This is a genomic window from Nocardioides sp. OK12 (assembly GCF_024341885.1).
Taxonomy (GTDB): domain Bacteria; phylum Actinomycetota; class Actinomycetes; order Propionibacteriales; family Nocardioidaceae; genus Nocardioides; species Nocardioides marinisabuli.
The window spans coordinates 233,612-256,325 of record NZ_BNET01000005.1 but is presented as its reverse complement, the minus strand read 5'-3'; the positions used below and the strand labels follow the sequence as shown (position 1 = coordinate 256,325).

General features: G+C 72.2%; 23 protein-coding genes. 12 read left to right on the top strand and 11 right to left on the bottom strand.

The window, feature by feature from the left end:
* Positions 1–4: 4 nt before the first annotated feature.
* Entirely contained in the window at positions 5–769 is a 765-nt protein-coding gene (locus OCU29_RS14480) for an enoyl-CoA hydratase/isomerase family protein (protein ID WP_261820468.1), read from the bottom strand.
* A gap of 52 nt (positions 770–821) precedes the next feature.
* On the opposite strand from OCU29_RS14480, the gene OCU29_RS14475 reads away from it, so the two are divergent.
* Together OCU29_RS14475 and OCU29_RS14470 are read left to right on the top strand one after the other, a co-directional pair.
* Entirely contained in the window at positions 822–1,760 is a 939-nt protein-coding gene (locus OCU29_RS14475; protein WP_261820467.1) for a DNA-3-methyladenine glycosylase, read from the top strand.
* Positions 1,761–1,876: 116 nt separating this feature from the next.
* A complete protein-coding gene (locus OCU29_RS14470; protein WP_261820466.1) occupies positions 1,877–2,719 on the top strand; it encodes an SCP2 sterol-binding domain-containing protein in 843 nt (280 codons plus the stop codon).
* A gap of 58 nt (positions 2,720–2,777) precedes the next feature.
* Here the strand turns inward: OCU29_RS14470 and OCU29_RS14465 are convergent, their stop codons facing one another.
* The 8 genes from OCU29_RS14465 to OCU29_RS14430 form a co-directional block, all read right to left on the bottom strand.
* Complete coding sequence (locus OCU29_RS14465) at positions 2,778–4,040, bottom strand: phosphatidylserine/phosphatidylglycerophosphate/cardiolipin synthase family protein (RefSeq protein ID WP_261820465.1); 1,263 nt, start codon at positions 4,038–4,040, stop codon at positions 2,778–2,780.
* 44 nt (positions 4,041–4,084) lie between these two features.
* Positions 4,085–4,732, bottom strand: a complete 648-nt coding sequence (locus OCU29_RS14460) for a hypothetical protein (protein ID WP_261820464.1) — start codon at positions 4,730–4,732, stop codon at positions 4,085–4,087.
* Positions 4,729–6,501 carry a right-handed parallel beta-helix repeat-containing protein gene (locus tag OCU29_RS14455; RefSeq protein WP_261820463.1) on the bottom strand — a complete coding sequence of 591 codons (1,773 nt, stop codon included), beginning with the start codon at positions 6,499–6,501 and terminating at the stop codon, positions 4,729–4,731. The genes OCU29_RS14460 and OCU29_RS14455 overlap by 4 nt, the downstream gene beginning before the upstream one ends.
* 150 nt (positions 6,502–6,651) lie before the next feature.
* Positions 6,652–8,052, bottom strand: a complete 1,401-nt coding sequence (locus tag OCU29_RS14450; RefSeq protein ID WP_261820462.1) for a hypothetical protein — start codon at positions 8,050–8,052, stop codon at positions 6,652–6,654.
* Positions 8,040–8,489 carry an ATP-binding protein gene (locus OCU29_RS14445; protein WP_261820461.1) on the bottom strand — a complete coding sequence of 150 codons (450 nt, stop codon included), beginning with the start codon at positions 8,487–8,489 and terminating at the stop codon, positions 8,040–8,042. The genes OCU29_RS14450 and OCU29_RS14445 overlap by 13 nt, the downstream gene beginning before the upstream one ends.
* On the bottom strand, positions 8,482–8,817 hold the full coding sequence (locus OCU29_RS14440; protein ID WP_261820460.1) for an STAS domain-containing protein: 336 nt from the start codon (positions 8,815–8,817) through the stop codon (positions 8,482–8,484). The genes OCU29_RS14445 and OCU29_RS14440 overlap by 8 nt, the downstream gene beginning before the upstream one ends.
* Complete coding sequence (locus tag OCU29_RS14435) at positions 8,814–10,811, bottom strand: glycosyltransferase family 2 protein (RefSeq protein ID WP_261820459.1); 1,998 nt, start codon at positions 10,809–10,811, stop codon at positions 8,814–8,816. The genes OCU29_RS14440 and OCU29_RS14435 overlap by 4 nt, the downstream gene beginning before the upstream one ends.
* Complete coding sequence (locus OCU29_RS14430; protein ID WP_261820458.1) at positions 10,808–12,004, bottom strand: PP2C family protein-serine/threonine phosphatase; 1,197 nt, start codon at positions 12,002–12,004, stop codon at positions 10,808–10,810. Before OCU29_RS14430 ends, OCU29_RS14435 begins: the two co-directional genes overlap by 4 nt.
* A 221-nt stretch (positions 12,005–12,225) precedes the next feature.
* Here OCU29_RS14430 and uvrB point away from each other — a divergent pair, with 221 nt between their 5' ends.
* On the top strand, positions 12,226–14,364 hold the full coding sequence (uvrB, locus tag OCU29_RS14425) for an excinuclease ABC subunit UvrB (protein ID WP_179616718.1): 2,139 nt from the start codon (positions 12,226–12,228) through the stop codon (positions 14,362–14,364).
* 3 nt (positions 14,365–14,367) lie between these two features.
* Here uvrB and OCU29_RS14420 read toward each other — a convergent pair whose 3' ends face one another.
* Entirely contained in the window at positions 14,368–15,069 is a 702-nt protein-coding gene (locus tag OCU29_RS14420) for a two pore domain potassium channel family protein (protein ID WP_179616717.1), read from the bottom strand.
* 56 nt (positions 15,070–15,125) lie between these two features.
* Here OCU29_RS14420 and OCU29_RS14415 point away from each other — a divergent pair, with 56 nt between their 5' ends.
* The 9 genes from OCU29_RS14415 to OCU29_RS14375 are packed head-to-tail and all read left to right on the top strand — an operon-like array spanning position 15,126 to position 21,965.
* Positions 15,126–16,409 carry a nitrate/nitrite transporter gene (locus OCU29_RS14415; protein WP_261820457.1) on the top strand — a complete coding sequence of 428 codons (1,284 nt, stop codon included), beginning with the start codon at positions 15,126–15,128 and terminating at the stop codon, positions 16,407–16,409.
* Between the two features lie 4 nt (positions 16,410–16,413).
* Positions 16,414–16,737 (top strand): hypothetical protein, encoded by a 324-nt coding sequence (locus OCU29_RS14410; RefSeq protein ID WP_261820456.1) that lies wholly within the window; start codon positions 16,414–16,416, stop codon positions 16,735–16,737.
* 58 nt (positions 16,738–16,795) lie between these two features.
* A complete protein-coding gene (locus tag OCU29_RS14405) occupies positions 16,796–17,500 on the top strand; it encodes a response regulator transcription factor (RefSeq protein WP_261820455.1) in 705 nt (234 codons plus the stop codon).
* Positions 17,497–18,534 (top strand): PIG-L deacetylase family protein, encoded by a 1,038-nt coding sequence (locus OCU29_RS14400; protein ID WP_261820454.1) that lies wholly within the window; start codon positions 17,497–17,499, stop codon positions 18,532–18,534. The genes OCU29_RS14405 and OCU29_RS14400 overlap by 4 nt, the downstream gene beginning before the upstream one ends.
* 41 nt (positions 18,535–18,575) lie before the next feature.
* Positions 18,576–19,586, top strand: a complete 1,011-nt coding sequence (locus tag OCU29_RS14395) for an NAD(P)/FAD-dependent oxidoreductase (RefSeq protein WP_261820453.1) — start codon at positions 18,576–18,578, stop codon at positions 19,584–19,586.
* A gap of 3 nt (positions 19,587–19,589) precedes the next feature.
* Positions 19,590–19,784, top strand: coding sequence for a ferredoxin (locus OCU29_RS14390; RefSeq protein WP_179616713.1), 195 nt, complete (start codon positions 19,590–19,592; stop codon positions 19,782–19,784).
* Positions 19,785–20,681, top strand: coding sequence for a 3-oxoacyl-ACP reductase (locus OCU29_RS14385; RefSeq protein ID WP_261820452.1), 897 nt, complete (start codon positions 19,785–19,787; stop codon positions 20,679–20,681).
* Positions 20,678–21,460: an SDR family NAD(P)-dependent oxidoreductase gene (locus tag OCU29_RS14380; RefSeq protein ID WP_258016996.1), complete on the top strand. Its 783-nt coding sequence runs from the start codon at positions 20,678–20,680 to the stop codon at positions 21,458–21,460. Before OCU29_RS14385 ends, OCU29_RS14380 begins: the two co-directional genes overlap by 4 nt.
* Before the next feature lie 7 nt (positions 21,461–21,467).
* Positions 21,468–21,965, top strand: coding sequence for a pyridoxamine 5'-phosphate oxidase family protein (locus OCU29_RS14375; RefSeq protein ID WP_261820451.1), 498 nt, complete (start codon positions 21,468–21,470; stop codon positions 21,963–21,965).
* On the opposite strand, the gene OCU29_RS14370 is transcribed toward OCU29_RS14375, so the two are convergent.
* Positions 21,966–22,580, bottom strand: coding sequence for a TetR family transcriptional regulator (locus OCU29_RS14370; protein WP_258016995.1), 615 nt, complete (start codon positions 22,578–22,580; stop codon positions 21,966–21,968).
* Positions 22,581–22,714: the final 134 nt, after the last annotated feature.

Sequence of the window (22,714 nt, the reverse complement as noted above, 5' to 3'; positions counted from 1 at the left end):
CCGGCTATTGAACAGGCTGGCGCCGACCAGCGAAGGCGGCCAGGGCCTCCAGGTTGGCCGGGCCGCCCATCAGCTCGGCGAAGGCGGCGTTCTCGCGCTCGCGCGCAGCGTCGATCCCGGCGCGCAGCGGAGCCGTCATCGCCTGCTTGACCGCCACCAGCGACACCACCGGGCGCCGCGCCAGGGCCATGGCGTGGGCCCGCGCCTGCGGCAGCAGGTCGTCGGGCTCGCAGACGCGCCAGACGAGACCCGCGGCCAGCGCCTCGTCGGCGCTGATCCACTCCGACGACAGCAGCATCCAGGCCGCGGCCTGGTGGCCCATCAGCCGGGGGAGCAGGTACGAGGAGGCCGCCTCGGGCGCCACGCCGAGCGCGGTGAAGGGGCACTGGAGCCGTGCCGTGCTCGACATGAAGGCCAGGTCGGCGAAGCCCAGGACCGTCGCCCCGATGCCCAGCCCGATGCCGTTGACCGCGACGACCAGCGGCTTGGGGAAGGCGACGAGCGCGTCGAGCAGCCCCGGGAACCCGTGCCGCCCGCGCTCGAAGGCGGGGTCGGTGGCGATCAGCTGCATCTCGCGCAGGTCGGTGCCCGCGCTGAAGGCGCGCCCGGCCCCGGTCAGCAGCACCACCGCGACCTCGGGGTCCTCGGCGGCGGCCAGCAGCGCGTCGGCGGTGGCGTCGTAGAGCGCCTCGTCGAAGGCGTTGAGCGCCTCGGGCCGGTCGAGGGTCAGGGTGCGCACGCGGTGCTCGTCGTGGATCTGCAGGACCATGCCGGGAGACTACCCAGAACTAGAACGTGTTACATCCCGTACCGTCGGGCCGGTGACCCCGGAACCCCGCAGCCGCACCTGGCGACCCGACTGGCCCTGCCAGGTCGCCTCGGTCGCCGGGCAGCAGCGCCGCGGCCGCGGCGACCCGACGTACCGGGTCGACGAGGCGGGGCGGATCTGGCGCGGCGTGCGTACGCCGGAGGGGCCGGCGACGCTCTCGCTCGAGGCGCGGCCCGGCGCCGGTGAGGTGCACGCCCGGGCCTGGGGGAGCGGCGCGGAGTGGATGCTCGACGCCGTGCCCGCGCTGCTCGGCGCCGACGACGACTGGAGCGCCTTCGAGCCCCGTCACCCGGTGCTCGTGGAGGCCCGGCGCCGCCACCCGCACGCCCGCCTCGGGCGCACCGGGCTGGTCATGGAGTCGCTGGTGCCCTCGATCATCGAGCAGAAGGTGACCGGCCAGGAGGCCTTCGCCGGGTTCCGGATGCTCGTGCACCGCCGCGGCGAGCGGGCGCCCGGCCCGGGGGCCGACCTGCGGCTGTGGGTGCAACCGACGCCGGCCCAGCTGCGCACGGTGCCGTCGTGGGAGTGGCTCAAGATGCACATCGACCCAGCCCGCTCGCGCACCATCGTCACCGCGGCCCGGGTGGCCGAGTCGCTCGAGCGCACCGCTGCGCTGCCGCCCGAGGAGGCCGAGCGCCGCCTCAGCAGCCTGCCCGGCATCGGTGTGTGGACCTGTGCCGAGGTGCGCCAGCGTGCCTTCGGCGACCCCGACGCGGTCTCCTTCGGCGACTACCACGTGGCCAAGGACGTCGGGTGGGCGCTGACCGGCACCCCCTTCACCGACGAGGAGATGGCCGACTACCTCGAGCCCTGGCGCCCGCAGCGCGGCCGGGTGCCGACGCTGCTGGCGCTCTCGGGGCTGCACCGACCCCGCCACGGGGCCCGGATGTCGCCCCGCACCCACCTCCCCGCCCGCGTCACCCGCCCCTGACCAGGCCCACACCTCGCGCTGACCCGTCGCAGATCTCGCGCCGACCCGTCGCAAATCTCGCGCCGACCCGGCCTGAACCGGCGACGCGCGGCTGTCGGCGTGGTTACTGTGACACTGTGACGCAGACAACAGGATCGGTGCCGTTGGACCGGGCCGCGGCGGTCGCACTGGTGGAGCGCCTGCCCGAGCACGCCCTGCCCGACCGGCTCGCGGCGCTGCGGGGCAGCGTGCGCTTCGACCTCACCCACGACGGCGACGTCGTCACCCGGGTCGCGGCCACGCTCGCCGGTGGCGTGGTCGAGGTGCTGCCCGAGCCCGACGCACCGGTCGACGTCGTCCTCCGGCTGCCGGCGAGCCACCTGGCCGACCTCCTCGGCGGCATCGCCAACGCCGGCCTCGACCTGCTGAGCGGTCGGCTGGTGATCGAGGGCGACGCCGAGATGGCACTGGCGCTCGGTGGGGTGTTCGTCGTCCCCGGCACCGAGACCGACCCCGTCGCCGTCGACCCGCGCGCCCTCGACCCGGTCGCCGTCGCGTGCGCGCTCGTCGGCGTCCCCACCTCGCACCTGCGCGCCGTGATGGCCGGTGGCTTCCGTGCCGTCGTGCTCGAGGAGGTCTTCACCCGGCTGCCGTCCTTCCTCGACGCCCGCAAGGCCGCCCGCTGCGACCTGACGGTCGGCTTCCGGCTCACCGGCCGCGACGACGGCGAGACCGAGCGGTACGTCGTCCGCGTCGCCGGCGGGACCTGCCGCACCGCGGGCCCCGGCTTGGCCGACACCGAGGTGCCCGAGCGCCGCGACGCGACCATCACCTGCGAGGCGCACGACTTCCTGCGCCTGGCGACCGGCCACCTCAAGCCGGTCACCGGGGTGCTCAAGGGTCAGCTCAGGGTCAAGGGGGACAAGGCCAAGGCGCTGCAGCTCCTCGCCGTGCTCGACATCCCCTGCGCGGTCGAGTGACAGTTCGCGCCGGGTCAGCGGGGGATTTGGGACTGCTCAGCGCGAGATTTGGGCCTGGTCAGAGGAGGGGGCGCAGCGGGGCCAGCACGAACTCGGTGAACTTGCGGTGCAGGTCGCGCGCCTCCCACTCGCCGATCGTCAGCTCCAGGCAGTTCGACTCGTCGACGGTGAAGATCTCCTCCATCGTCCGGGCGAAGCCGGTGTCGATGGCCTCGACGTTGATCTCGTAGTTGCCGCTGAGGCTGAGCCGGTCGATGTTGGCGGTGCCCACGGTGGTCCAGGTGCCGTCGACGGTGGCGGTCTTGGCGTGCACCATCGCGTCGCGGTAGCGGAAGATCCGCACCCCGGCCTCGAGCAGGTGGGAGAAGTACCCGCGCGAGATCCAGTCGGCCACGATGTGGTTCGACTTCAGCGGCACCAGCAGGCGTACGTCGACGCCGCGGCGCGCGGCGTCCTTGAGGGCGTCGACGAAGTCGGGGTCGGGCAGGAAGTAGGCCGTGGTCAGCCAGATGTTGCGGCTGGCCCGGTTGATGGCCTCGAGGTACATCGAGCGGATCGGGAACATCCACAGCCGCGGCACGTTGCGCTGGAAGCGGATGCGCGACTCCCACGACGAGGCGGTCTCCAGCAGCAGCGGGCGCGCGCTGTGGCCGAGGCGGCGGCGGCGGTTGAGGTTCCAGAAGTCGGCGAAGGCGCGCTGGAGGTCCCACACCCCGGGCCCGGTGATCCGCACGTGGGTGTCGCGCCACTCCTTCTCGTAGGGGTCGCCGATGTTGAACCCGCCCACGAAGCCCACCTCCCCGTCGACGACCAGGATCTTGCGGTGGTCGCGTCCGTAGCGGCGCAGGTCGAAGAAGCGCAGGCCGGCGGCGTACACCGGGTAGCGCAGCACCTTCATCGAGCGCGGGAAGTGCTTGAAGACGGGGGAGACCACGAGGTTGGCGAAGCCGTCGTAGATGCAGTAGACGTCGACGCCGCGGGCCGCCGCGTCGGCGAGCGCCTTCTTGAACCGCTCGCCGGTCGCGTCGCCCTTCCAGATGTAGGTCTCGAAGAAGACCTGGCGCTGGGCGCCCTCGATGGCCGCGAGCATGTCGGGGTAGAGGTCGCTGCCGTAGGTGTAGGTCGTCAGCGTTCCCCCGCCGATCTCCACGGTGCGCGGCGGCGTGGTGGGGAACGGCTTGGGCTTCTTGCCGCGCCGGCGGTAGGAGTCGACCACCGACATGCCCACCGCGAGCGCCAGCTGCACGCCCACGATGGTCAGCAGCGTGCGCCGCACGACCCGCAGCACCCGTGCGGCCAGGGGTTCGTGGCTGTGGATCACGCCCACACGGTAGTACCCGGCCGCACGAGGTCCCTGCAGGCCTGTCAGCTCCGTACGTCGTCGCCCCGGACGAGGGTCCGCTCGGGGCAGTTGAGGATGACCTGGCTGTGCACCACCAGCGGCACCGCGAGGTCCACCAGCACGGAGGTCTCCCGGCCCAGCACCGTGCCGGAGACCCGCACCTGCTCGTAGGAGTTGTTGGCGCGCTCGTGGTAGTAGCGGCAGTTGGCGTACTCGAAGGCCAGGCTGACCTCGCCGTCGCCGTACGGCGCGAGCGTCACCGGCTCGACGGTGCCCCCCACGGGCTTCAGGAGCGGGTAGGTCGGCTCGACCAGCTCGACGTCGGTGACCCGCCACGGCACCGCCGAGGCGTTGCTGAGCGGCACCGTGAGCTCGACCTCCTGGCCGTAGCGGTAGTGCAGGGCGTAGGTGCCGGTGTCGCCGTAGCCGTCGACGAAGAGGCCGGCGGTGGGGTCGAGCGCCACCTCGGGGGGGTCCAGGGTGACGAGGTGGGGTGCCAGCGCCCAGCCGACCGCGAGCGTCGCGGCCGTGCCGAGCGCCGCGGCGAGCAGCCGACGTCGACCCCGACGGGCCCCCGGCCCGGCCCCGGTCGTGGTGCCGGGGCCGGGACCGCGACCGAGGTCGAGCGCGACCGGGTCGCGCTCGACCCGGGGTGCGGTCTGCAGGCTCACTGGTCGGCCTTGGCCCGCTGACGGCGAGCGCTGGCCAGGCGGATGCCCAGGGTGCCCACGAGGGTGACCGCCAGGAGCGCCGCCGGCGCGCCGGGCCCGTCGCCCGGCTGCTCGCTGGCCCGGGAGCCCGCGGAACCGGAGTCGGAGGAGGGCTTCTCGGGGGTGTCGAGCCAGTCGCAGCCGGCCGGGTCGGGCTCGGAGCGGCGGTCGTACGTCGCGCACGGGATCAGCTGGGTGGTCTTGATCAGGTTGCCGATGGGCCACTGCGAGGGGTTGCCGCAGTCGGGGAGGTCGATGGCGTAGTTGTGCGTGACCTCCTTGCCCGGGGCGGTCAGGTTGTCCTGCCAGCAGTTCCCGTCGCCGGCCTCGTCCCAGTAGAAGTCGATGCCGTTGGGCAGGACCTTGCCCTTCGGCGAGTAGCCGAGCTCGTTCTTGGTGAAGGCGTTGTGGTTGGAGTTGTCCTGCTGGTGCAGCGGGTTGTAGTCGCCGCGCAGGAGGGCCGGCGGGACCCAGAAGAGCATGAAGCCCTGGCGCCAGTTGTCCCAGACCTGGTTGGAGTTGATGAAGTTGTGGTTGCCCACGATGATGCCGCCGGTGCCGACGGGGAAGCCGAAGGCGGGGCACACGACGCCCTTGTGGTGGCCCACCTCGCGTGCGACGCGGGACTGGCACGGGGCGTCCTCGCCCTGGACGTACTTCTCGTAGTAGTTCTCGTTGTTGCTGTAGATCTTGTTGTCCTCGAACCAGCCGTGGTCCTGGGGCATGCCCGGGTGGCCGCCGAGGATCGACTCCACGATGAAGCCGAGCCCGTTGTGGTGGATCCGGTTGTTGTGGACGTAGAGCGAGTTGCCGGCGGTGCCCGACATGCCGAGCGCGTTGTGGTGCAGGTTGCAGTTGACGACCTCGGTGGCCCAGCGGTTCAGCGGACCGGTGTTCCTGCTGGTGGAGTTCACGTCGGCCGCGGAGCCCGGGTAGACGCCCGAGTCGCCGTTGTGGTGGGCGTTGCAGTTGGAGATGACCCCGTGGTCGGAGGTGAAGGTCAGCACGCCGTAGAGGTCGTTGTGCGAGCCCTCGAAGCGGTCGAGCACGTAGCCGTCGGTCTCGTGGACGTAGAAGGCGTTCTCGCGGAAGAGCATGGCCCGCATGTTGGAGAGGTAGAAGCCGTCGGCGCGGTCGGCCTTGATGCCGTTGTGCTTGATCCAGTCGCCGTCCTTGGTGTAGCCGCCCCTGAGGGTGACGTCGCGGGGGCTCGCGCCGGTGCCGATCATCTGCAGGTCGCACAGCTGGTTGTCGCACTTGATGTCCGGGTCGGCGGGGTCGTCGCCGGCGATCGTGACCAGGTTGACGACCTCGCCGCAGGAGACGACGAAGTCGTACTCGACGATGCCCCCCTCGTAGGCGTCCATGCAGGGCTTGTCCCAGCTCGGCTGCTCGCGGTAGAGGCCGGGCAGCACGTAGATGTTGGTGCGCTGCTTCTTCACCGCGTCCACGGCCGCCTGCATGTGCCGGTGCTCGCACTGCTTGAGCAGCTTGAGGTTGAAGGCGCGCAGCTTCTTGCCGGGCAGCTTCTTGATGCGCTTGCGGGAGTCCGCCTTGCAGACCACGATCACGTCCGCCGCCTGCGCGAGCGACCGCTTGGTCGGGACCGTGCCGTCGCCGGCGGGGAACTGGGACTCACGCTCCTCGTGGGCGGCCACCGGCGACGAGGCCGCGAAGGTGAGCGTGAAGGCGATGAGGGACAGGCAGAGCAGCCGAACGGCGAAGCGCACGTGGAACTCCTCGGGGGAGGGGGGGGAGGGAGCGTGCGCCGAATATATGACTGATGTTCACGTTGTGGAAGAGAAAGTTAAAGATCGCTCTCGTTCCAGGGGTGCGGACCCGGGGTGGACTGGACCACCCCGGGCCTCACGCTCCGGGCCTCACAGCCAGGGCGGACGCATCCGGCGTCGGCGCGCGCGCAGCGCCAGACCCACCCCGAGGAGCAGCGCCACGGCGCCCAGCAACGACGCCGCGCCCTCGACGGGGACGCCGGTGGTCTCCTCGGCCCGCTCCAGCAGGGAGCGTCCTGCCTCGTCGTCCGCCGCGTCCTCCGACGCGTCGTCGGCCCCGGACCCGTCCCGCGCGGCCGGTCGGTCGTCGTCCTCCGGCGGCGTGACCGCTGGTCCCAGGTCGAAGGGCCCGCGCTCGAGGATGCGGCCGTTGGCGGCGGCCAGCTCGCGGGTGGGGGTCAGACCCCAGCGGACCTGGCCGCCGACCTCGGGCTCGTAGCGGGCGTCCTCGAGCCAGACCACCGCCCGGAGCCGGGGGCGGAAGCGCACGGCGTTGGCCACCCGCTGCAGCCAGGCCCGCTTCACGTCGCGCTCGCTGGCCCCCGTGCCGGCGGGGTTGAAGAGCGCCCCGGTGCTCAGCATCATCGGCTGGTCACGGCCGTCGGCGAAGCGTGCGTAGAAGCTGCGCCGGCCGGTGGGCGAGGCGTAGCCGAACTCCTCGTCGAGCCTCGACTGCAGCTCGTCGGCGGTGGGCTCGAGGTTGGCGCCGAAGCGCTGGTCGACCCCGTAGCGCAGCATGCTCAGGCCGACCCAGTCGACCGCGGCGTCGCCGGGGTAGTAGGGACCGTAGGGGTCGTCGCCGGTGCCCAGCTCGCCGTCACCGTTGCTGTCGAGGCGCTCGGCGTCGCGTGCGGTCGCTGCGCTGGTGACGGTGCTGCCGCGGCGCACCCCGTTGATGGCGCCGCCGAAGGGGTAGCCGGCGCCGTACGCCGGCGCCCAGACGGTCCACGCCGCGTCGGCCTCGTCGTGGACCACGTCGGCGAGCTGGCGGAAGGCGGCGACGTACGCCGTCGGCTGCTGGCCCCAGGGGGTCCAGGTGCCGTTCATCTCCGGAGCGAAGCGCAGCAGGAACCGGCTGCCGTGCTCGGCGCCGAGCTCGTCGAGCTCCTCGACAAGCTCCTCGGCGTCCTCGGTGTCGAGGTCGTCGAGGGCCGCCGCGGGCTGCAGGTCGACCACGCTCATCGCGCCCTGCTCGGCGGAGGTGCGCGCCAGGTCGCCCAGCGCCGCGCGCGAGCCCTCGGTGAGGGGGTAGGCCACGGGCCGGGCGAGCAGCGAGACGTCGGTGCCGAGGCGGTCGGTGTAGCGGCTGGGGGAGTCGCCGTCCCAGTCGAGCTCGGCGCCGAACCAGGCCGTGCCCGCCTCGGGCAGGTCCGTGGGCCCGTCCGCCGCGTGCGCCGTCGAGGGGACGAGCGCCAGCGAGGCGGCGAGCAGGCCCGCCGCCAGCCCGGACGCCCCCAGGGGTCGGTGGCCGGTGCGGGTCACATCGTGCACGTAAGCCTCCAGAAGTTGCGGCCCTCGTGGTGCTCGTAGCGCAGCTCGTCGAGGACCTGGATCGCCATGGCCAGGCCGCGCCCGGACTCCGCGTCGTCGTCGGGCATGGTCACGTCGCTCAGGTCGATGGCGGCGGGCAGGCCGTTGTCGCGGCAGGCCACCACGACGGTGGCGTCCTCGCGGCCCACGGCGATGGTCAGCCGTCGGTGCTGGCCGTCGGCCCCGCTGGTCTGGTCGGCGGCGAAGGCGTGCTCGACGATGTTGGCGACCACCTCGACGACCGCGGTCTCCACGCGCATCCGGCACAGGTCGGGCACCTCGGGCTGCTGCTCCCAGAAGGCTGCCAGCAGGTCGTGCACCGCGTCGACGCCCTCGAGGGTGGTGGGGACCTCGGACTGCAGCACGGCCTCCAGGCCGGGCAGCAGCCGGTCAGTCATCGAACGCCGTGTCGACCGCGTCGCGCGGACGCAGGACCCGGGCCAGGTTGGTCAGCTCCAGGACGCCCATGACGCTCTCGGTGGGGCGCGCGATGCGCAGGTCGCCGCCCTGCTGGCGGGTCTGCTTGACCCCGCCGATGAGGGCGCCGAGGCCCGAGGAGTCGATGAAGTCGGTCTCGGCCAGGTCGACCACGATCCGGTGGGTCCCGCCGGCGACGAGCTCGCCCAGGATGGTCTTGAACTGGCGTGCCGCGACCATGTTGAGGCGTCCGCGGGGGGTGACGACCCCGACCCCGGTGTCCATCGTGCGGACGTCGAACTCGATCATGAGGCTTCCTCTCGGTTGCGCAGCGCGGCCTGGGCCGTCGCGGGCAGGGACGTGGCACTACCGGGTTCGAAGCCCCGGTAGCGCGCGGCTTGGACGATCACGGAGATCAGGGCCAGGTCGAGACCCACCCAGACGAAGTTGAACAGGGTCGGCAGCACCTCGGCGTCGCCCGTGATCATCCGCACCGTGCCGATGACCACGGCCAGGAGCAGGGCCCCGATCGCGAACAGCTGTGGCTTGATCAGGTGGTACGCCGGCCCCGTGGGGTCCTGCTTCTCCTTCGGCGTGACCGCGAAGTCGAGGCTGCGCCCCATGAAGACGTTGCCGAAGGCGGAGGTGAAGGCGCGGATCCAGGTCGGGAAGAGCGCCAGGGAGTACTGCATGCCCCGCCAGGTCGGTCTGCCGTCGGAGACCACGATGAAGAGCAGCTGGTTGATGACCAGGAAGGGGATCAGGCGCAGGAAGAAGTCGCTGCTCAGGGCCTGCACGGGCAGCACGCCGAAGACCAGGAAGAGCACGGGCGCGGCGAGGTAGACGATGGCCGCGAAGCCCGAGAGGTAGCTCCACATCGTGGAGAAGTACATGAGCCGCTGCGGCCACGACAGCCGCTTCTGGGTCAGCGGGTTCTCCCGGAACATCACCTGCATCGTGCCCTGGGCCCAGCGCAGCCGCTGGGTGAGCATCGTCTTGAGGTCCTCGGGTGCGAGGCCGAAGGCCAGCGGGGTGTCGTGGTAGGCCGACTTCCAGCCCAGGCCGTGCATGCGCATGCAGGTGGCCATGTCCTCGGTGACCGAGATGGTCGCCATCGGCATCACCGCCTGGGCCTCGCCGCCGCGGTCGACGTCGACCGCGTCGACCAGCGCGGTGACCGACTCGATGGCCCCCATCGGCGACCAGTCGCGCTCGGCGAGGCGGGCCAGGGCCTCCTGGTTGTCGTCGAGGGAGAAGTCCTGGTCGCCCTCGGCGGCGCCCAGGGCCGCGATCTCGGCCAGGTCGGCCTGCAGCCCGCTGAGGTCCGCGTCGACCATCCGGCGACGCACCTCGTCGACGCTGCGCTGGAAGCGGTAGGTGACGTCGAAGAGCGCCTCGCCGTCGGCGAGCTCCTTGCGCGCCCCCCGGACCAGCGCCTCGACCTCGAGCAGCGCCTCGCGGGTCGCGGTCTCCTCGGCGGGGACCTGCTTGCGCGCCTTCTTCAGCACGCCGGTGGCGTAGTACAGCGTCTGGTAGACCCGCAGGGCGATCTCGCCGGCGTACCTCGCGACGCCGATCTGGACCAGCGCCTCGCGCCGGATCACGGCGTTGGAGCCGCAGAAGAACGCGGAGTTCCAGCCGTCCTTGCTCTGCTGGATCGGGCCGTAGAACAGCGGCGCCTGGCTGCCGAGCGGGTCGCTCTCGGGCACGTTGACGAAGAACTGCGGGGTCTGGACCAGCCCCATCTCGGGGTCGTCGAAGTAGCCCAGCGTCGCGTCGAGCATCTCCGGGGTCGGCACCTGGTCGGCGTCGAGGATGAGGAGGAACTCGCCGTCGGTCTGCACCAGCGCGTTGTTGAGGTTGCCGGCCTTGGCGTGCCGGGGCATCCCGGCCCACTCCTCGGAGCGCGAGATCCAGCCGATGCCGTGCTCCTCGGCCGCGGCGCGCATCTCGGGGCGGTTGCCGTCGTCGAGGATCCAGGTCTGGTGCGGGTAGCGGATCGCCTTGGCGGCCAGCGCCGTGGTCATGACCAGGTCGACGGGCTCGTTGTAGGTGGTGATGAGGACGTCGACGGTGAGCCCGTCGGGCGGCGGGGGAGGCGCGGGGCGCTCCTTGAGCCGCCAGATGCCGAAGCCGAAGAGCAGCGAGTCGATGAGCGAGTAGGTCTCGGCGAGGATCAGCGGGAAGGCGATGTACCAGGCGTCGAAGTTGATCGAGAACAGCCAGCGCCAGGTGATGTAGTTGAGGCCGGTCAGCGCCGTGATGACGACGATGACCCGGATCAGCAGCAGCCGCCGGCTCATGCCGCACCCGCTGCCGCGGGCCGGGTGGCGACCACGACGGTGACGTCGTCGACGGCCGAGGTGGTGTCGGACTCGCGCACGACCTCGGGGAGCCGGTGCACGGCGTCGTGGTCGAGGACGAGCTCGGCGATGCGCTCGACCACCCCGGGGCCCTCGCCCACCAGGTCGAGGACTCCGTCGCTGACGACCACGAGGCGCTCACCCGGGGCGAGGGTGGTGCGGTGCTCGGTCCAGTGGTCGTCGGGCCAGACGCCGATGGGACCGTCGCTGCTGCGCAGGGACTCGACGCGGCCGTCGTTGCGCGCCACCAGGGCCAGCCCGCAGCCGGCGTCGACGTAGCGCACCTCGCCGTCGTCGAGGTCGATGACGGCCTCGAAGAGGGTCACGAACGACTCGGTGCGCTCCAGGTCGTCGTCGAGGGTGCGGGCCGTGCGGGTCACGGTGACGCCCAGGTCGACGCCCGCCGCGGCCGCGGCCTCGGTGCCCCGCAGGGCGGCGCGCACCCCGGCGGCGATCAGCGCCGCGGGGGTCCCCTTGCCCATCACGTCGGCCAGCCGCAGCACCGCGCTGCGCCCGGTGGCGCGGTAGTCGTAGAAGTCGCCGCCCACCGCCGCCGCCGGCACGCAGGCGCCCTCGACCCGCCAGCCGTCGACCTCGAGCACGCCCTGGGGCAGCAGCGAGGCCTGGGCCTCCTGGGCCAGGCGCATCTCGGTCGAGGAGACCATCTCGGTCTCGGTGAGGCCGGCGAGCTCGGAGAGCAGCTCCTTCTCGTCGGCGCCCAGGCGTCGCGGGGTGCTGTCGAGCAGGCACAGGGTCGCCACGACGGTGCCGAGGTGGTCGCGCAGGGGGTGCCCGGCGTAGAAGCGGATGCCGGCGTCGGTGACGATCGGCCAGTCGGCGAAGCGCGGGTCGGCCGAGGCGTCCTCGACGTACATCGGCTCGCCGAGGCGCTGGGTCAGGTCGCAGAAGACCTCGCTGCGCGGCATGGTCGTGCCGGGCTCCAGGCCCTGGCTGATGGGGAAGGTGGCGCGGTCGCCGTCCAGGACCGTCACGGTCGTCAGCTCCACGCCGAAGACCCGGGCCGCGAGCGCGGTGATGCGGTCCACGCGGGCGTTGCGCTCGGCCTCCAGCAGGCCCAGGCTCGCCGCGGTGCGGGCGCGACGGGTGCGCGACTCGTCCACCAGGTGTGTCATTGCTGTGTCAGTCCCCATGTCTCGAAGGAGTCGCCTGGCCATGCCGTGGCGCGTCGGCCGTCCCCCGGCCCGAATCCTAGGCGCGCACCAGCGTGACGCGTGAGCACGGATGGGGGATCTGGGGCAAAAGTGACCGATCGGTCAGACCCGGCGTAGTCCGGGCGGCGGTGGGCCGCGGCCTGGACCGTGCGGGTGTCGGTGGGCGTGTCTAGGCTCGGGGCATGCGTCCTGTCACCGATCTCGAGCGCCGCGTCGCCCCCTTCAAGGTCGTCTCCGACTACCAGCCCGCGGGCGACCAGCCGGCCGCCATCGCCGAGATCGCCAAGCGGATCAACGGGGGCGAGCAGGACGTCGTGCTCCTGGGCGCGACCGGCACCGGCAAGACGGCGACCGTGGCCTGGGTCGCCGAGCAGGTGCAGCGACCGCTGCTGGTGCTCCAGCCCAACAAGACGCTGGCCGCGCAGTTCGCCAACGAGCTGCGCCAGCTCTTCCCCGACAACGCGGTCGAGTACTTCGTCTCCTACTACGACTACTACCAGCCCGAGGCCTACGTCCCCCAGACCGACACCTACATCGAGAAGGACTCCTCCATCAACGAGGAGGTCGAGCGGCTGCGCCACTCGGCGACCAACTCGCTGCTCACGCGCCGTGACGTGATCGTGGTCAGCACCGTCTCGTGCATCTACGGCCTCGGCACCCCGCAGGAGTACGTCGACCGGATGCTGCGCCTGCGCGTGGGGGAGGAGCGCGACCGCGACTCGATCCTGCGCCAGCTGGTGGAGATCCAGTACACGCGCAACGACATGTCCTTCACCCGTGGCACCTTCCGGGTGCGCGGCGACACCCTCGAGATCTTCCCGGTCTACGAGGAGCACGCGGTGCGCATCGAGTTCTTCGGCGACGAGATCGAGCGGCTGATGACGCTGCACGCCGTCACCGGCGAGGTGATCACCGAGGACACCGAGCTCTACGTCTTCCCCGCCACCCACTACGTCGCCGGCCCGGAGCGGATGGAGCGGGCGATCCGCGGCATCGAGCTCGAGCTGGAGGAGCAGCTGGCGAGCTTCGAGAAACAGGGCAAGCTGCTCGAGGCCCAGCGCCTGCGGATGCGCACGACGTACGACATCGAGATGATGCGCCAGGTCGGCTCCTGCTCGGGCATCGAGAACTACTCGATGCACATGGACGGGCGGGCCCGTGGCTCGGCGCCCAACTGCCTGCTCGACTACTTCCCCGAGGACTACATGCTCGTGGTCGACGAGTCGCACGTGGCGGTCCCGCAGATCGGCGGCATGTACGAGGGCGACATGTCCCGCAAGCGCAACCTGGTCGACCACGGCTTCCGCCTCCCCAGCGCCATGGACAACCGGCCGCTGAAGTGGGAGGAGTTCCTCGAGCGCATCGGGCAGACCATCTACCTCTCCGCGACCCCCGGCGACTACGAGCTCGACAAGGTGGGCGGCTCGACGCCGCCGCACGTGGTCGAGCAGATCATCCGGCCCACCGGCCTGATCGACCCCGAGGTGGTCGTGAAGCCGACCAAGGGCCAGATCGACGACCTGATCCACGAGATCAAGGAGCGCACCCAGAAGAACGAGCGGGTGCTGGTCACCACGCTGACCAAGAAGATGTCCGAGGACCTCACCGACTACCTCCTCGACGCCGGCATCCGCACCCGATACCTGCACAGCGAGGTCGACACCCTCAAGCGCATCGAGCTGCTGCGCGACCTGCGGCTGGGCCAGTACGACGTGCTCGTCGGCATCAACCTGCTGCGCGAGGGCCTCGACCTGCCCGAGGTCTCGCTGGTCGCGATCCTCGACGCCGACAAGGAGGGCTTCCTGCGCTCCGACAAGTCGCTGATCCAGACCATCGGCCGCGCGGCCCGCAACGTGTCGGGGCAGGTGCACATGTACGCCGACAAGATCACCCCCTCCATGGAGTCGGCGATCGAGGAGACCAACCGGCGCCGCGACAAGCAGATCGCCTACAACACCGCCCACGGCGTCGACCCGATGCCGCTGCGCAAGAAGATCGCCGACATCACCGAGATGCTGGCGCGCGAGGACGAGAACACCCAGGCGCTCCTCGAGACCTGGGCCGGCACCGCGGCCAAGGGTCGTGCCGGCGGGGTCAAGGCCAAGCAACCGGTCCCGGCGCTGACCGGCAAGGACGCCGGCCAGCACGCCAAGGACCTGGCCGGGATGCCCAGTGCCGACCTGGCCCAGCTCATCCAGGACCTCACCGACCAGATGCGCGAGGCCGCCGCGGAGCTGCAGTTCGAGCTCGCGGCCCGGCTGCGCGACGAGGTCGACGAGCTGAAGAAGGAGCTGCGCCAGATGATGGAGGCGACCAAGTGACCGCTAGTCGCGGTCGGCGGCCTTCATCGCCTGCCGGCTCACCGTCAGCCCGACCAGGCGCGAGATGACCAGGGCGACGTAGAGCACGCCCACGACCATCTCGACCGCCACGAACGATCGCGCGTGCGAGCCCATCGGCACCACGTCGGAGAGCCCGACGCTGGTGAGCACCGAGAACGACAGGTAGAGCAGCTCGAACCAGGTCTGCCCGTCGGAGGCGGAGCCGCCCGAGAACGAGTCGGGCGACAGGACGGCCACGGCGGCGTAGACGTAGGCGAAGCCCCAGGCGACCACCGTGAAGGCGGCGCCGGTGGCGTAGAGCTCGTCCCGGGTCACCTTGTCGTCGTGGAAGAGGTAGCGCACCATCGAGTAGGACACGTAGAAGTAGAACGGCGCGTGCAGCAGCGCCGAGACAAGCACGACCCAGTCGATGCCGGTGGTCAGGGCCTCGACCACCGTGAAGCCGGCGGCGGGCAGCCCGACGAGCAGGGCGACCCAGGTCAGTGCGGGGGTGCGCCGCACCGCTGCGAGGGCCGCGCCCACCACCGCGATCTGGGCGACGCCGAGCACGGCGCGCCCGGCGGTGCTGGTGTCCAGGAACGGGTAGGCGATCACGGCGAGCACCTGGGTGACCAGCAGCACCGCGGAGGGCTGCGGCCCCAGGAACCCGTCGGGCCTGGGGTCGCGTGAGAACCGGCTCCTCATGCCCGACACCCTAGGGGTGGACGCCGCGCCGGCGGGGTGGGGCGGACAATGACCGGGTGCGGAGTCCCGGTGAGCGAGTGGCGTCCCGGGCCGTCCTGGTCTGGGCCGTGGCCCTGTCGCTCTACCTGCTCGCCGTGTTCCACCGCTCCTCGCTGGCCGTGGCCGGCCTGGTGGCCACCGAGCGCTTCGACATCTCCGCCTCCCAGCTGGCGACGTTCACGATGCTCCAGCTGCTGGTGTACGCCGGCATGCAGGTGCCCGTGGGCCTGCTCGTCGACCGCTACGGGCCGCGGAGCGTGCTGCTGAGCGGGGCGGTGCTGCTGTCGGCGGCCCAGACCGCGTTCGCCTTCGCCGACTCCTACCCCGTCGCGCTGGTGGCCCGCTTCTTCGTCGGCATGGGCGACGCGATGACGTTCATCTGCGTGCTGCGCCTGCTGGCCACCTGGTTCCCGGTGCGCCGCGTGCCGTTCTTCACCCAGCTGACCGGCACGATCGGCCAGACCGGCGCGATCGCGGCCGCGGTGCCGATGACCTGGGCGCTGGGCTCCTGGGGCTGGACGACCGCCTACCTGGTCACCGCGGCCACCGGGGCGGTCCTGACCCTGGTGGCCCTCGTGGTGGTCGCCGACGCGCCGGGTCGCCGCCACACCCGGGGCGAGCTGATGTCGCCGGCCCGGGTGGTCGCCAGCCTGCGCGCCTCGTGGTCGCACCCCGGCACCCGCCTGGGCTTCTGGATGCACTTCTCCACCCAGTTCAGCGCGACGACGCTGACGTTGCTGTGGGGCTACCCGTTCTTCGTGCGCGGCGAGGGGCGCACGCCGGGCGAGGCCGGGCTGCTGCTGACCCTGGTGGTGGTGGCGGTGATCGTCAGCGGCCCGGTGCTGGGGTGGCTCATCGGCCTGCACCCCTGGCACCGCTCCTCGATGGTGATCGCGGTGGTCGTGGCCATCGTGGCGACCTGGACGCTCGTGCTCGTCTGGCCCGGGCCGGCCCCGCTGGGGCTGCTGGTGGTGCTCGCGCTGGTGGTCGGGGTCGGCGGGCCGGCCTCGATGATCGGCTTCGACGTCGGGCGCACCGCGAACCCGCCGGAGCGGATGGCCAGCTCGACGGGCATCATCAACGTGGGCGGCTTCTCGGCGAGCCTGGTGCTGGTGGTGGCCATCGGCCTGGTGCTCGACTGGCGCACCCCCGGCGGCGGCTCCGACTACACGCCCGGGGCGTTCCGCTGGGCGATGAGCACCCAGTACGTGCTGTGGACCCTGGGTCTGGTGCAGGTCTACCGCTACCGGCTGCGCGCCCGACGGGTGATGGACCGCGCCGCGCTGCAGGCGCGAGGCTGAGCCCATGAGCGGCACGGGCAGCGGCAGGGACGTCGAGCACACCCCCGACGGCCGGTACGTCGTCATCGACGGCCGGCGGTGGCGCGCGACCGACCCCGACCTGCCCCAGGAGCGGCGCGAGGAGCTGCAGAAGGCCCTGATGGCCTGGCGGCGCGACGTGCGCCGCACCCGCGGCACCGACGAGGAGGCGCGCTCGCGCGCCGGCGTGCAGGCCGCGAAGGTGGCGCTGGGGGAGCGTGGGACGCCCTGGTGGGAGCAGAGCGACGACGAGCGCAGGGCGCGCTGGGAGGCCCGGGTGCCGCTGCCGGGTGAGGAACCGGACGGCTAGGGTTGGCACCGGCGCCGTGACGGCGCCTCCCCCCGCCCCCCCCGACGAGAGGAACCGCGTGAGCGAGCACCGCGCGCTCGTGGTCGACGACGACCCCGACGTCCGCGACCTCGTCGTGATGGTGCTCGAGGGCCTGGGCCTCGAGACCCGGGCGGTCGGCACCGGCCGCGACGCGGTCAGCACCGCTCGTGAGTGGGCGCCCGACCTGGTCACCCTCGACCTCACGCTGCCCGACGCCGACGGCACCGAGGTGTGCCGCGAGCTGCGCACCTTCACCGACGCCTACGTGGTGATGATCACCGGTCGCGACACCGAGGTGGAGCGGCTGGTGGGCCTCGAGGTGGGCGCCGACGAGTACCTGGTCAAGCCCTTCTCCCCGCGCGAGCTCAAGGCGCGGGCCGCCGCCCTGCTGCGGCGGCCACGGGTCGGCTCGCTGGCCGCGTCGCCGTCGCCCTCGGCGCCGCTGCGGCTCGAGGGCGGGCTGGTGGTCTCGCGCGAGCAGCAGTTCGCCACCCTCGACGGGGTGCCGCTGCCCCTGACCCCGCCCGAGCTCGACCTGCTCGCGACGCTGGCCACCCGCCCGGGGCAGCCCTGGGCGCGCGAGGCGCTCGCGGCCGAGGTGTGGTCGGGCGAGCTCATCGAGTCCGACTTCGTCGTCGACGTGCAGGTCGCCGGGCTGCGCCGCAAGCTGCGCAACGCCGCGGGCCGCGACCTGATCAGCACGGTGGGCGGCAGCTCCTACCAGCTCGACCCCGCTCGGTGAACGGGCCGATCTCCGACCTCCCCCCGGGCCTGGTGCGGGAGGCCGTCGCGCCCGAGCGGCTGGTCGTGGTGTGGACCGCCGGCCCGGTCGCCGGGCTCCTCGAGGCGCTGGGCGACGCCGGTCACCTGCCGGTCCTGCTCGAGCCCGCCGAGACGCTCGACCTCGTCGACGTCTCCGGCGCGCCCTCGATGCTGATGGTCGACCCCGCGCTCCTCGACGACCCGACGCTGCGGCTCGTGGAGGAGGTGCGCCGGGTCTGCCCGCAGACCCGCGTGGTCGTGCTGGCCGGGTCCGGCGCCGACGGCGCGGGCCTGCTGCGCGCCATGCGGGCGGGGCTGACCGAGGTCGTCGACCCGGCCGACCCGGGCACCGCGCTCGAGCTGCTCGGGCCCCGACCCCGGGGTGCGGAGGAGCGGGTGCTGGCCGTGGGCGCCCACCCCGACGACATCGAGATCGGCTGTGGCGCGACCCTGCTGCGCCACCGGCGGCTCGGGCACGCGATCACGGTGCTCACCCTGAGCCGCGGAGCCGTGGGCGGCCGGACCGAGCAGCGACGGCGCGAGGCCGCCGGCGCCGCGATGGCGCTGTCGGCCGAGCTGCTGATGGGCGACCTGCCCGACACCCGCATCGGCGACTCCCACGACACCATCAGCCTGGTCGAGGCGGCGATCGCGCACGCGCGGCCCACCACGCTCTACGTGCACTCCAAGCACGACAACCACCAGGACCACCGCGCCGTGCACGAGGCGACGGTCATCGCCGCGCGCCGCGTGCCGCAGCTGTACTGCTACCAGTCGCCGTCCTCGCGCAACGAGTTCGCCCCGACCAAGTTCGTGCCGGTGGGGGAGACCATCGAGGAGAAGGTCGAGCTGCTGGCGTACTACCGCTCCCAGGCCGAGCGCCACTACCTGGCACCCGACCTGGTGGTGGCCACCGCGCGCTACTGGGCGCGCCAGCTGCCGCACGCGCGCTACGCCGAGCCGTTCGAGGTGCTGCGGGCCAGCGAGCACGAGCCCTTCCCGACCAGCACCTGACACCGGGTGACGGCGAAACTAGAACACGTTATGGTTTAGCCGTGACCTCCCGGACCGGTGCCGACCCCGAGCACGTCGAGTGCGACGTGCTGGTCGTGGGAGCCGGGCCGACCGGGCTCTTCGCGGCCTACTACGCCGGCTTCCGCGGCCACCGCGTGGCCGTCGTCGACTCGCTGCCCGAGCTGGGCGGCCAGGTCACCGCGATGTACCCGGAGAAGCTCATCCTCGACGTGGCGGGGTTCCCCGCGGTCAAGGGGCGCGACCTGGTCGCGGGGCTGGTCGAGCAGGCCGCCAGCGCCGACCCGACGTACCTGCTGGGCCGCACCGCGCTGAGCCTCGAGCACCGCGACGACGGCGTGCGGGTCGGCCTCGACGACGGCACGACCGTCTCCGCCGGCGCTGTCCTGGTCACCGCCGGCATCGGCAGGTTCACCCCGCGCCCGCTGCCGGCCGGGGAGGGGTGGCTGGGCCGTGGCCTGGAGTTCTTCGTGCCCCGCTTCGAGCCGTACGCCGACAAGGACGTGGTCATCGTCGGCGGCGGCGACTCCGCCTTCGACTGGGCGGTCCACCTCGAGCCGGTCGCCCGCTCCGTGACGCTGGTGCACCGCCGGGCGCAGTTCCGTGCCCACGAGCGCACCGTGGCCCAGGTGCGGGCCTCCTCGGTGCGCCTGGTCACCGAGGCCGAGGTGCTCGCGCTGCGCGCCGCCCCGGGCGACCCCGACGGCCCGCTCGGCGAGGTCGAGCTGCGCCAGGGCGACGAGACCACGGTGCTGCCGTGCCAGGCGGTGGTGGCCGCGCTGGGCTTCGTGGCCGACCTCGGGCCGATCCAGCAGTGGGGGATCGAGGTCGACAAGCGCCACGTGGTCGTGGACCCCTCCATGCGCACCAACCTGCCGCGGGTCTTCGCCGCGGGCGACATCACCGAGCACCCCGGCAAGGTGCGTCTCATCGCCGTCGGCTTCGGCGAGGCGGCCACGGCCGTCAACAACGCCACCGTCGCCATCGACCCCGGGGCCAAGGTGTTCCCGGGCCACTCCAGTGAAGGGAGCTGATCCATGAGCACGATCAAGGTCGACTTCGACCTGTGCGAGTCGAACGCGCTGTGCGAGGCGATGGCCCCGCAGGTCTTCGAGCTCGACGACGACGACTACCTGCAGCTCAAGACCGAGCAGACGACCGACGAGAACCGCGCCGACGTCGAGCGCGCCGTGGCGGCCTGCCCGCGCGCCGCGATCCGGCTGGAGGACTGAGTGAGCACCTCCCTGGAGGGCCGCGTCGCGGTCGTGACCGGCGCAGGGGCCGGCCTGGGCCGGGCCGAGGCGCTGGCCCTCGCGGCCGCGGGCGCCGACCTCGTGGTCAACGACCTGCCCGGCGCGGCCGACCGCGTCGCCGACGAGGTCAAGGCGCTGGGCCGGCGGGTGCTGGTCGTCGAGGGCGACGTGGCCGAGCGGTCCACCGCCGACGCCATGCTGGCGGCCGCGGTCGAGGGCCACGGCCGCCTCGACGTCGTGGTCAACAACGCGGGCATGACCCGCGACCGGATGCTCTTCAACATGAGCGACGAGGAGTTCGACGCGGTGGTGCGGGTGCACCTGCGCGGGCACTTCCTGCTCTCGCGCAACGCCGCGGCGCACTGGCGCGCGCAGGCCAAGCAGCAGGGCGGCCCGGTCTACGGCAGCGTGGTCAACACCGCCTCCGAGGCCTTCCTCTCCGGCCCGCCCGGACAGGCCAACTACGGCGCCGCCAAGGCCGGCATCGCCAACCTGACGGTGGCCACCGCGCGCGCATTGGGCTCCTCGGGGGTGCGCGCCAACGCGATCTGCCCGCGGGCCCGCACCGCCATGACCGCCGAGGTCTTCGGCGAGGACACCTCGGGCGACGCCGTCGACCCCTACTCGCCCGACCACGTCGCCCCCGTGGTGGCCTACCTGGCCTCGCCGGCGGCCGAGCGGATCACCGGCCAGGTGCTGGTCGTGTACGGCGGGATGGTCGCCGTGGTGGCCGCCCCCGTCGTCGAGCAGCGCTTCGACACCACCGGGCCGACCTGGACCGCCGAGGAGCTCGACCAGCAGCTGGGCGGGTTCTTCGCCGACCGCGACCCCGCCACCGGCTTCGCCGCCGACTCGATCATGAGGATGACCCTGTGAGCAGCAGCACCGAGGGACGGCTGGCCGGCAAGGTCGCCATCGTGACCGGCGGCGCGATGGGCCAGGGGGCCGGCATCTGCCGCGCCTTCGTGGCCGAGGGCGCACGCACGGTCATCGCCGACGTCGCCGCCGACGAGGGGGCCGCGCTGGCGGCCGAACTCGAGGCCTCGCACCCGGGCATGGCGCGCTTCGCCCACCACGACGTCAGCGACGAGGACTCCTGGACGTCCCTGGTCGCCGAGACCTCCGAGCAGTGGGGGCCGGTCTCGGTGCTGGCCAACAACGCCGGGGTGCTGCGCTTCGGGCAGGTCGAGCGCCAGGACGTCGCCGACCTCGAGCTGATGTTCCGGGTCAACCAGCTCGGCTGCTTCCTGGGCATGAAGGCCGTCGCGCGCACCATGCGCAAGAACGGCGGCGGCTCGATCATCAACGCCAGCTCGACCGAGGGCCTCGGCGGCATGGCGGGCGTGGTGGCCTACGGCGCGACCAAGTTCGCGATCCGGGGCATGACCAAGGGCGCCTCCCACGAGCTCGGACCGCACGGCATCCGGGTCAACTCGGTGCACCCGGGCATGATCGACACCCCGATGACGCGCCAGCACGGCGGCGACGCCGCGATGGAGTACGGCGCCGCGAAGGTGCCGATGCGCCGCGTGGGACACCCCGCCGACGTCGCGCCGCTCTACGTGTACCTTGCCAGCGACGAGTCGACGTACGTCAACGGCGCGGAGATCGCCGTCGACGGGGGCGTCAGCGCCACCCACGCCTTCGGAGGATGAGCAGCAGATGGCCAACCAGCGCGGTCAGGTCCAGATGGACGAGGCCGAGGTCGACGCGTTCCTGACCGAGCAGCGCAGCTCGACGGTCGCCACGATCGGCAAGGACGGGGCCGTGCACCTGGTCGCGATGTGGTACGCCTGGCTCGACGGCCACGTCTACCTCGAGACCAAGGCCAAGTCGCAGAAGGTCGTCAACCTGCGCCGCGACCCGCGGATGAGCTTCCTCGTCGAGAACGGCCACACCTACGACCAGCTGCGCGGGGTCGCGCTGGAGGGCACGGGCGTGGTGCTCGAGGACGAGCAGCTGGTCTGGGACGTCTGCGTCAACGTCTTCGAGCGCTACAACGCGCCGTACACCGAGGAGATGCGACCGTTCGTCGAGGTGATGGCCAAGAACCGGGTGGTCGTGCGCCTCGACGCCGACCGGGTGCGCAGCTGGGACCACCGCAAGCTGGGGCTGCCGGCGATGGACCTGGGCGGGTCCACGGCCGCCGCCGTGCGCTAGTCAGTCGCGCAGCAGCAGCCCGACCGCGACCTCGATCTTCTGGCTGGTCTCGGCCACGGTGGCGCGACCGGTGACCCACCCGACCAGGGCGGAGAGCCACACGTCGCCGATCACCTGGGCGATCGCGATGTCGGCCTCGCTGATCTCGTCGGTGGCGGGGTCGCGGTCCGGGTCCATCGCGCGGATCAGCATGCGCGTCATCAGCATGCCCACGTGGTCGATCTCGGTGCGCACCGAGGCGTCGGCGAACATGAAGGCACGGGTGAGCGCCTCGGTGAGGTGCGCGTCGCCGCGCACCCCGCGGCTGGTGGTCTTGAGCACGTTGACGACCCGCTCCGCGGGCGTGTCGCCCGGGATCTCGCGCTGGGCGAACTGCGCCTCGGCACGCTCGAACTCGCGACCCAGCGCCGAGACCAGCAGGTGGATCTTGGAGGGGAAGTAGCGGTACAGCGTGCCCAGGGCCACTTCGGCCTGGTCGGCGACCGAGCGCATCTGCACCGCGTCGAAGCCGCCCCCGGAGGCCAGCGCGATGGTCGCGTCGAGGATGCGCTTGCGGCGCTCGCGCTGGGCGGCCGAGCCGAGCTCGTCGCTGGAGAGGGAGTTGCTGACGGTCACGCGTGACCCCTTGCTGGTTCGAGGGCTGGAAATCGACGGGTGCCACGGTACGGGTCCGGGGCGGGCGACTAGGCTACCGACGAGTCGTGACATGATAGAACACGTTCCACTTGGCTCCACCGGCCCGCAGGGGT

Coding starts and splice junctions, on each gene's coding strand:
- OCU29_RS14480 (WP_261820468.1), bottom strand. CDS start 769: ATGGTCCTGCAGATCCACGACGAGCACCGCGTGCGCACCCTGACCCTC.
- OCU29_RS14445 (WP_261820461.1), bottom strand. CDS start 8,489: ATGACTGACCGGCTGCTGCCCGGCCTGGAGGCCGTGCTGCAGTCCGAG.
- OCU29_RS14440 (WP_261820460.1), bottom strand. CDS start 8,817: ATGATCGAGTTCGACGTCCGCACGATGGACACCGGGGTCGGGGTCGTC.
- OCU29_RS14435 (WP_261820459.1), bottom strand. CDS start 10,811: ATGAGCCGGCGGCTGCTGCTGATCCGGGTCATCGTCGTCATCACGGCG.
- OCU29_RS14430 (WP_261820458.1), bottom strand. CDS start 12,004: ATGACACACCTGGTGGACGAGTCGCGCACCCGTCGCGCCCGCACCGCG.
- uvrB (WP_179616718.1), top strand. CDS start 12,226: ATGCGTCCTGTCACCGATCTCGAGCGCCGCGTCGCCCCCTTCAAGGTC.
- OCU29_RS14420 (WP_179616717.1), bottom strand. CDS start 15,069: ATGAGGAGCCGGTTCTCACGCGACCCCAGGCCCGACGGGTTCCTGGGG.
- OCU29_RS14410 (WP_261820456.1), top strand. CDS start 16,414: ATGAGCGGCACGGGCAGCGGCAGGGACGTCGAGCACACCCCCGACGGC.
- OCU29_RS14390 (WP_179616713.1), top strand. CDS start 19,590: ATGAGCACGATCAAGGTCGACTTCGACCTGTGCGAGTCGAACGCGCTG.
- OCU29_RS14375 (WP_261820451.1), top strand. CDS start 21,468: ATGGCCAACCAGCGCGGTCAGGTCCAGATGGACGAGGCCGAGGTCGAC.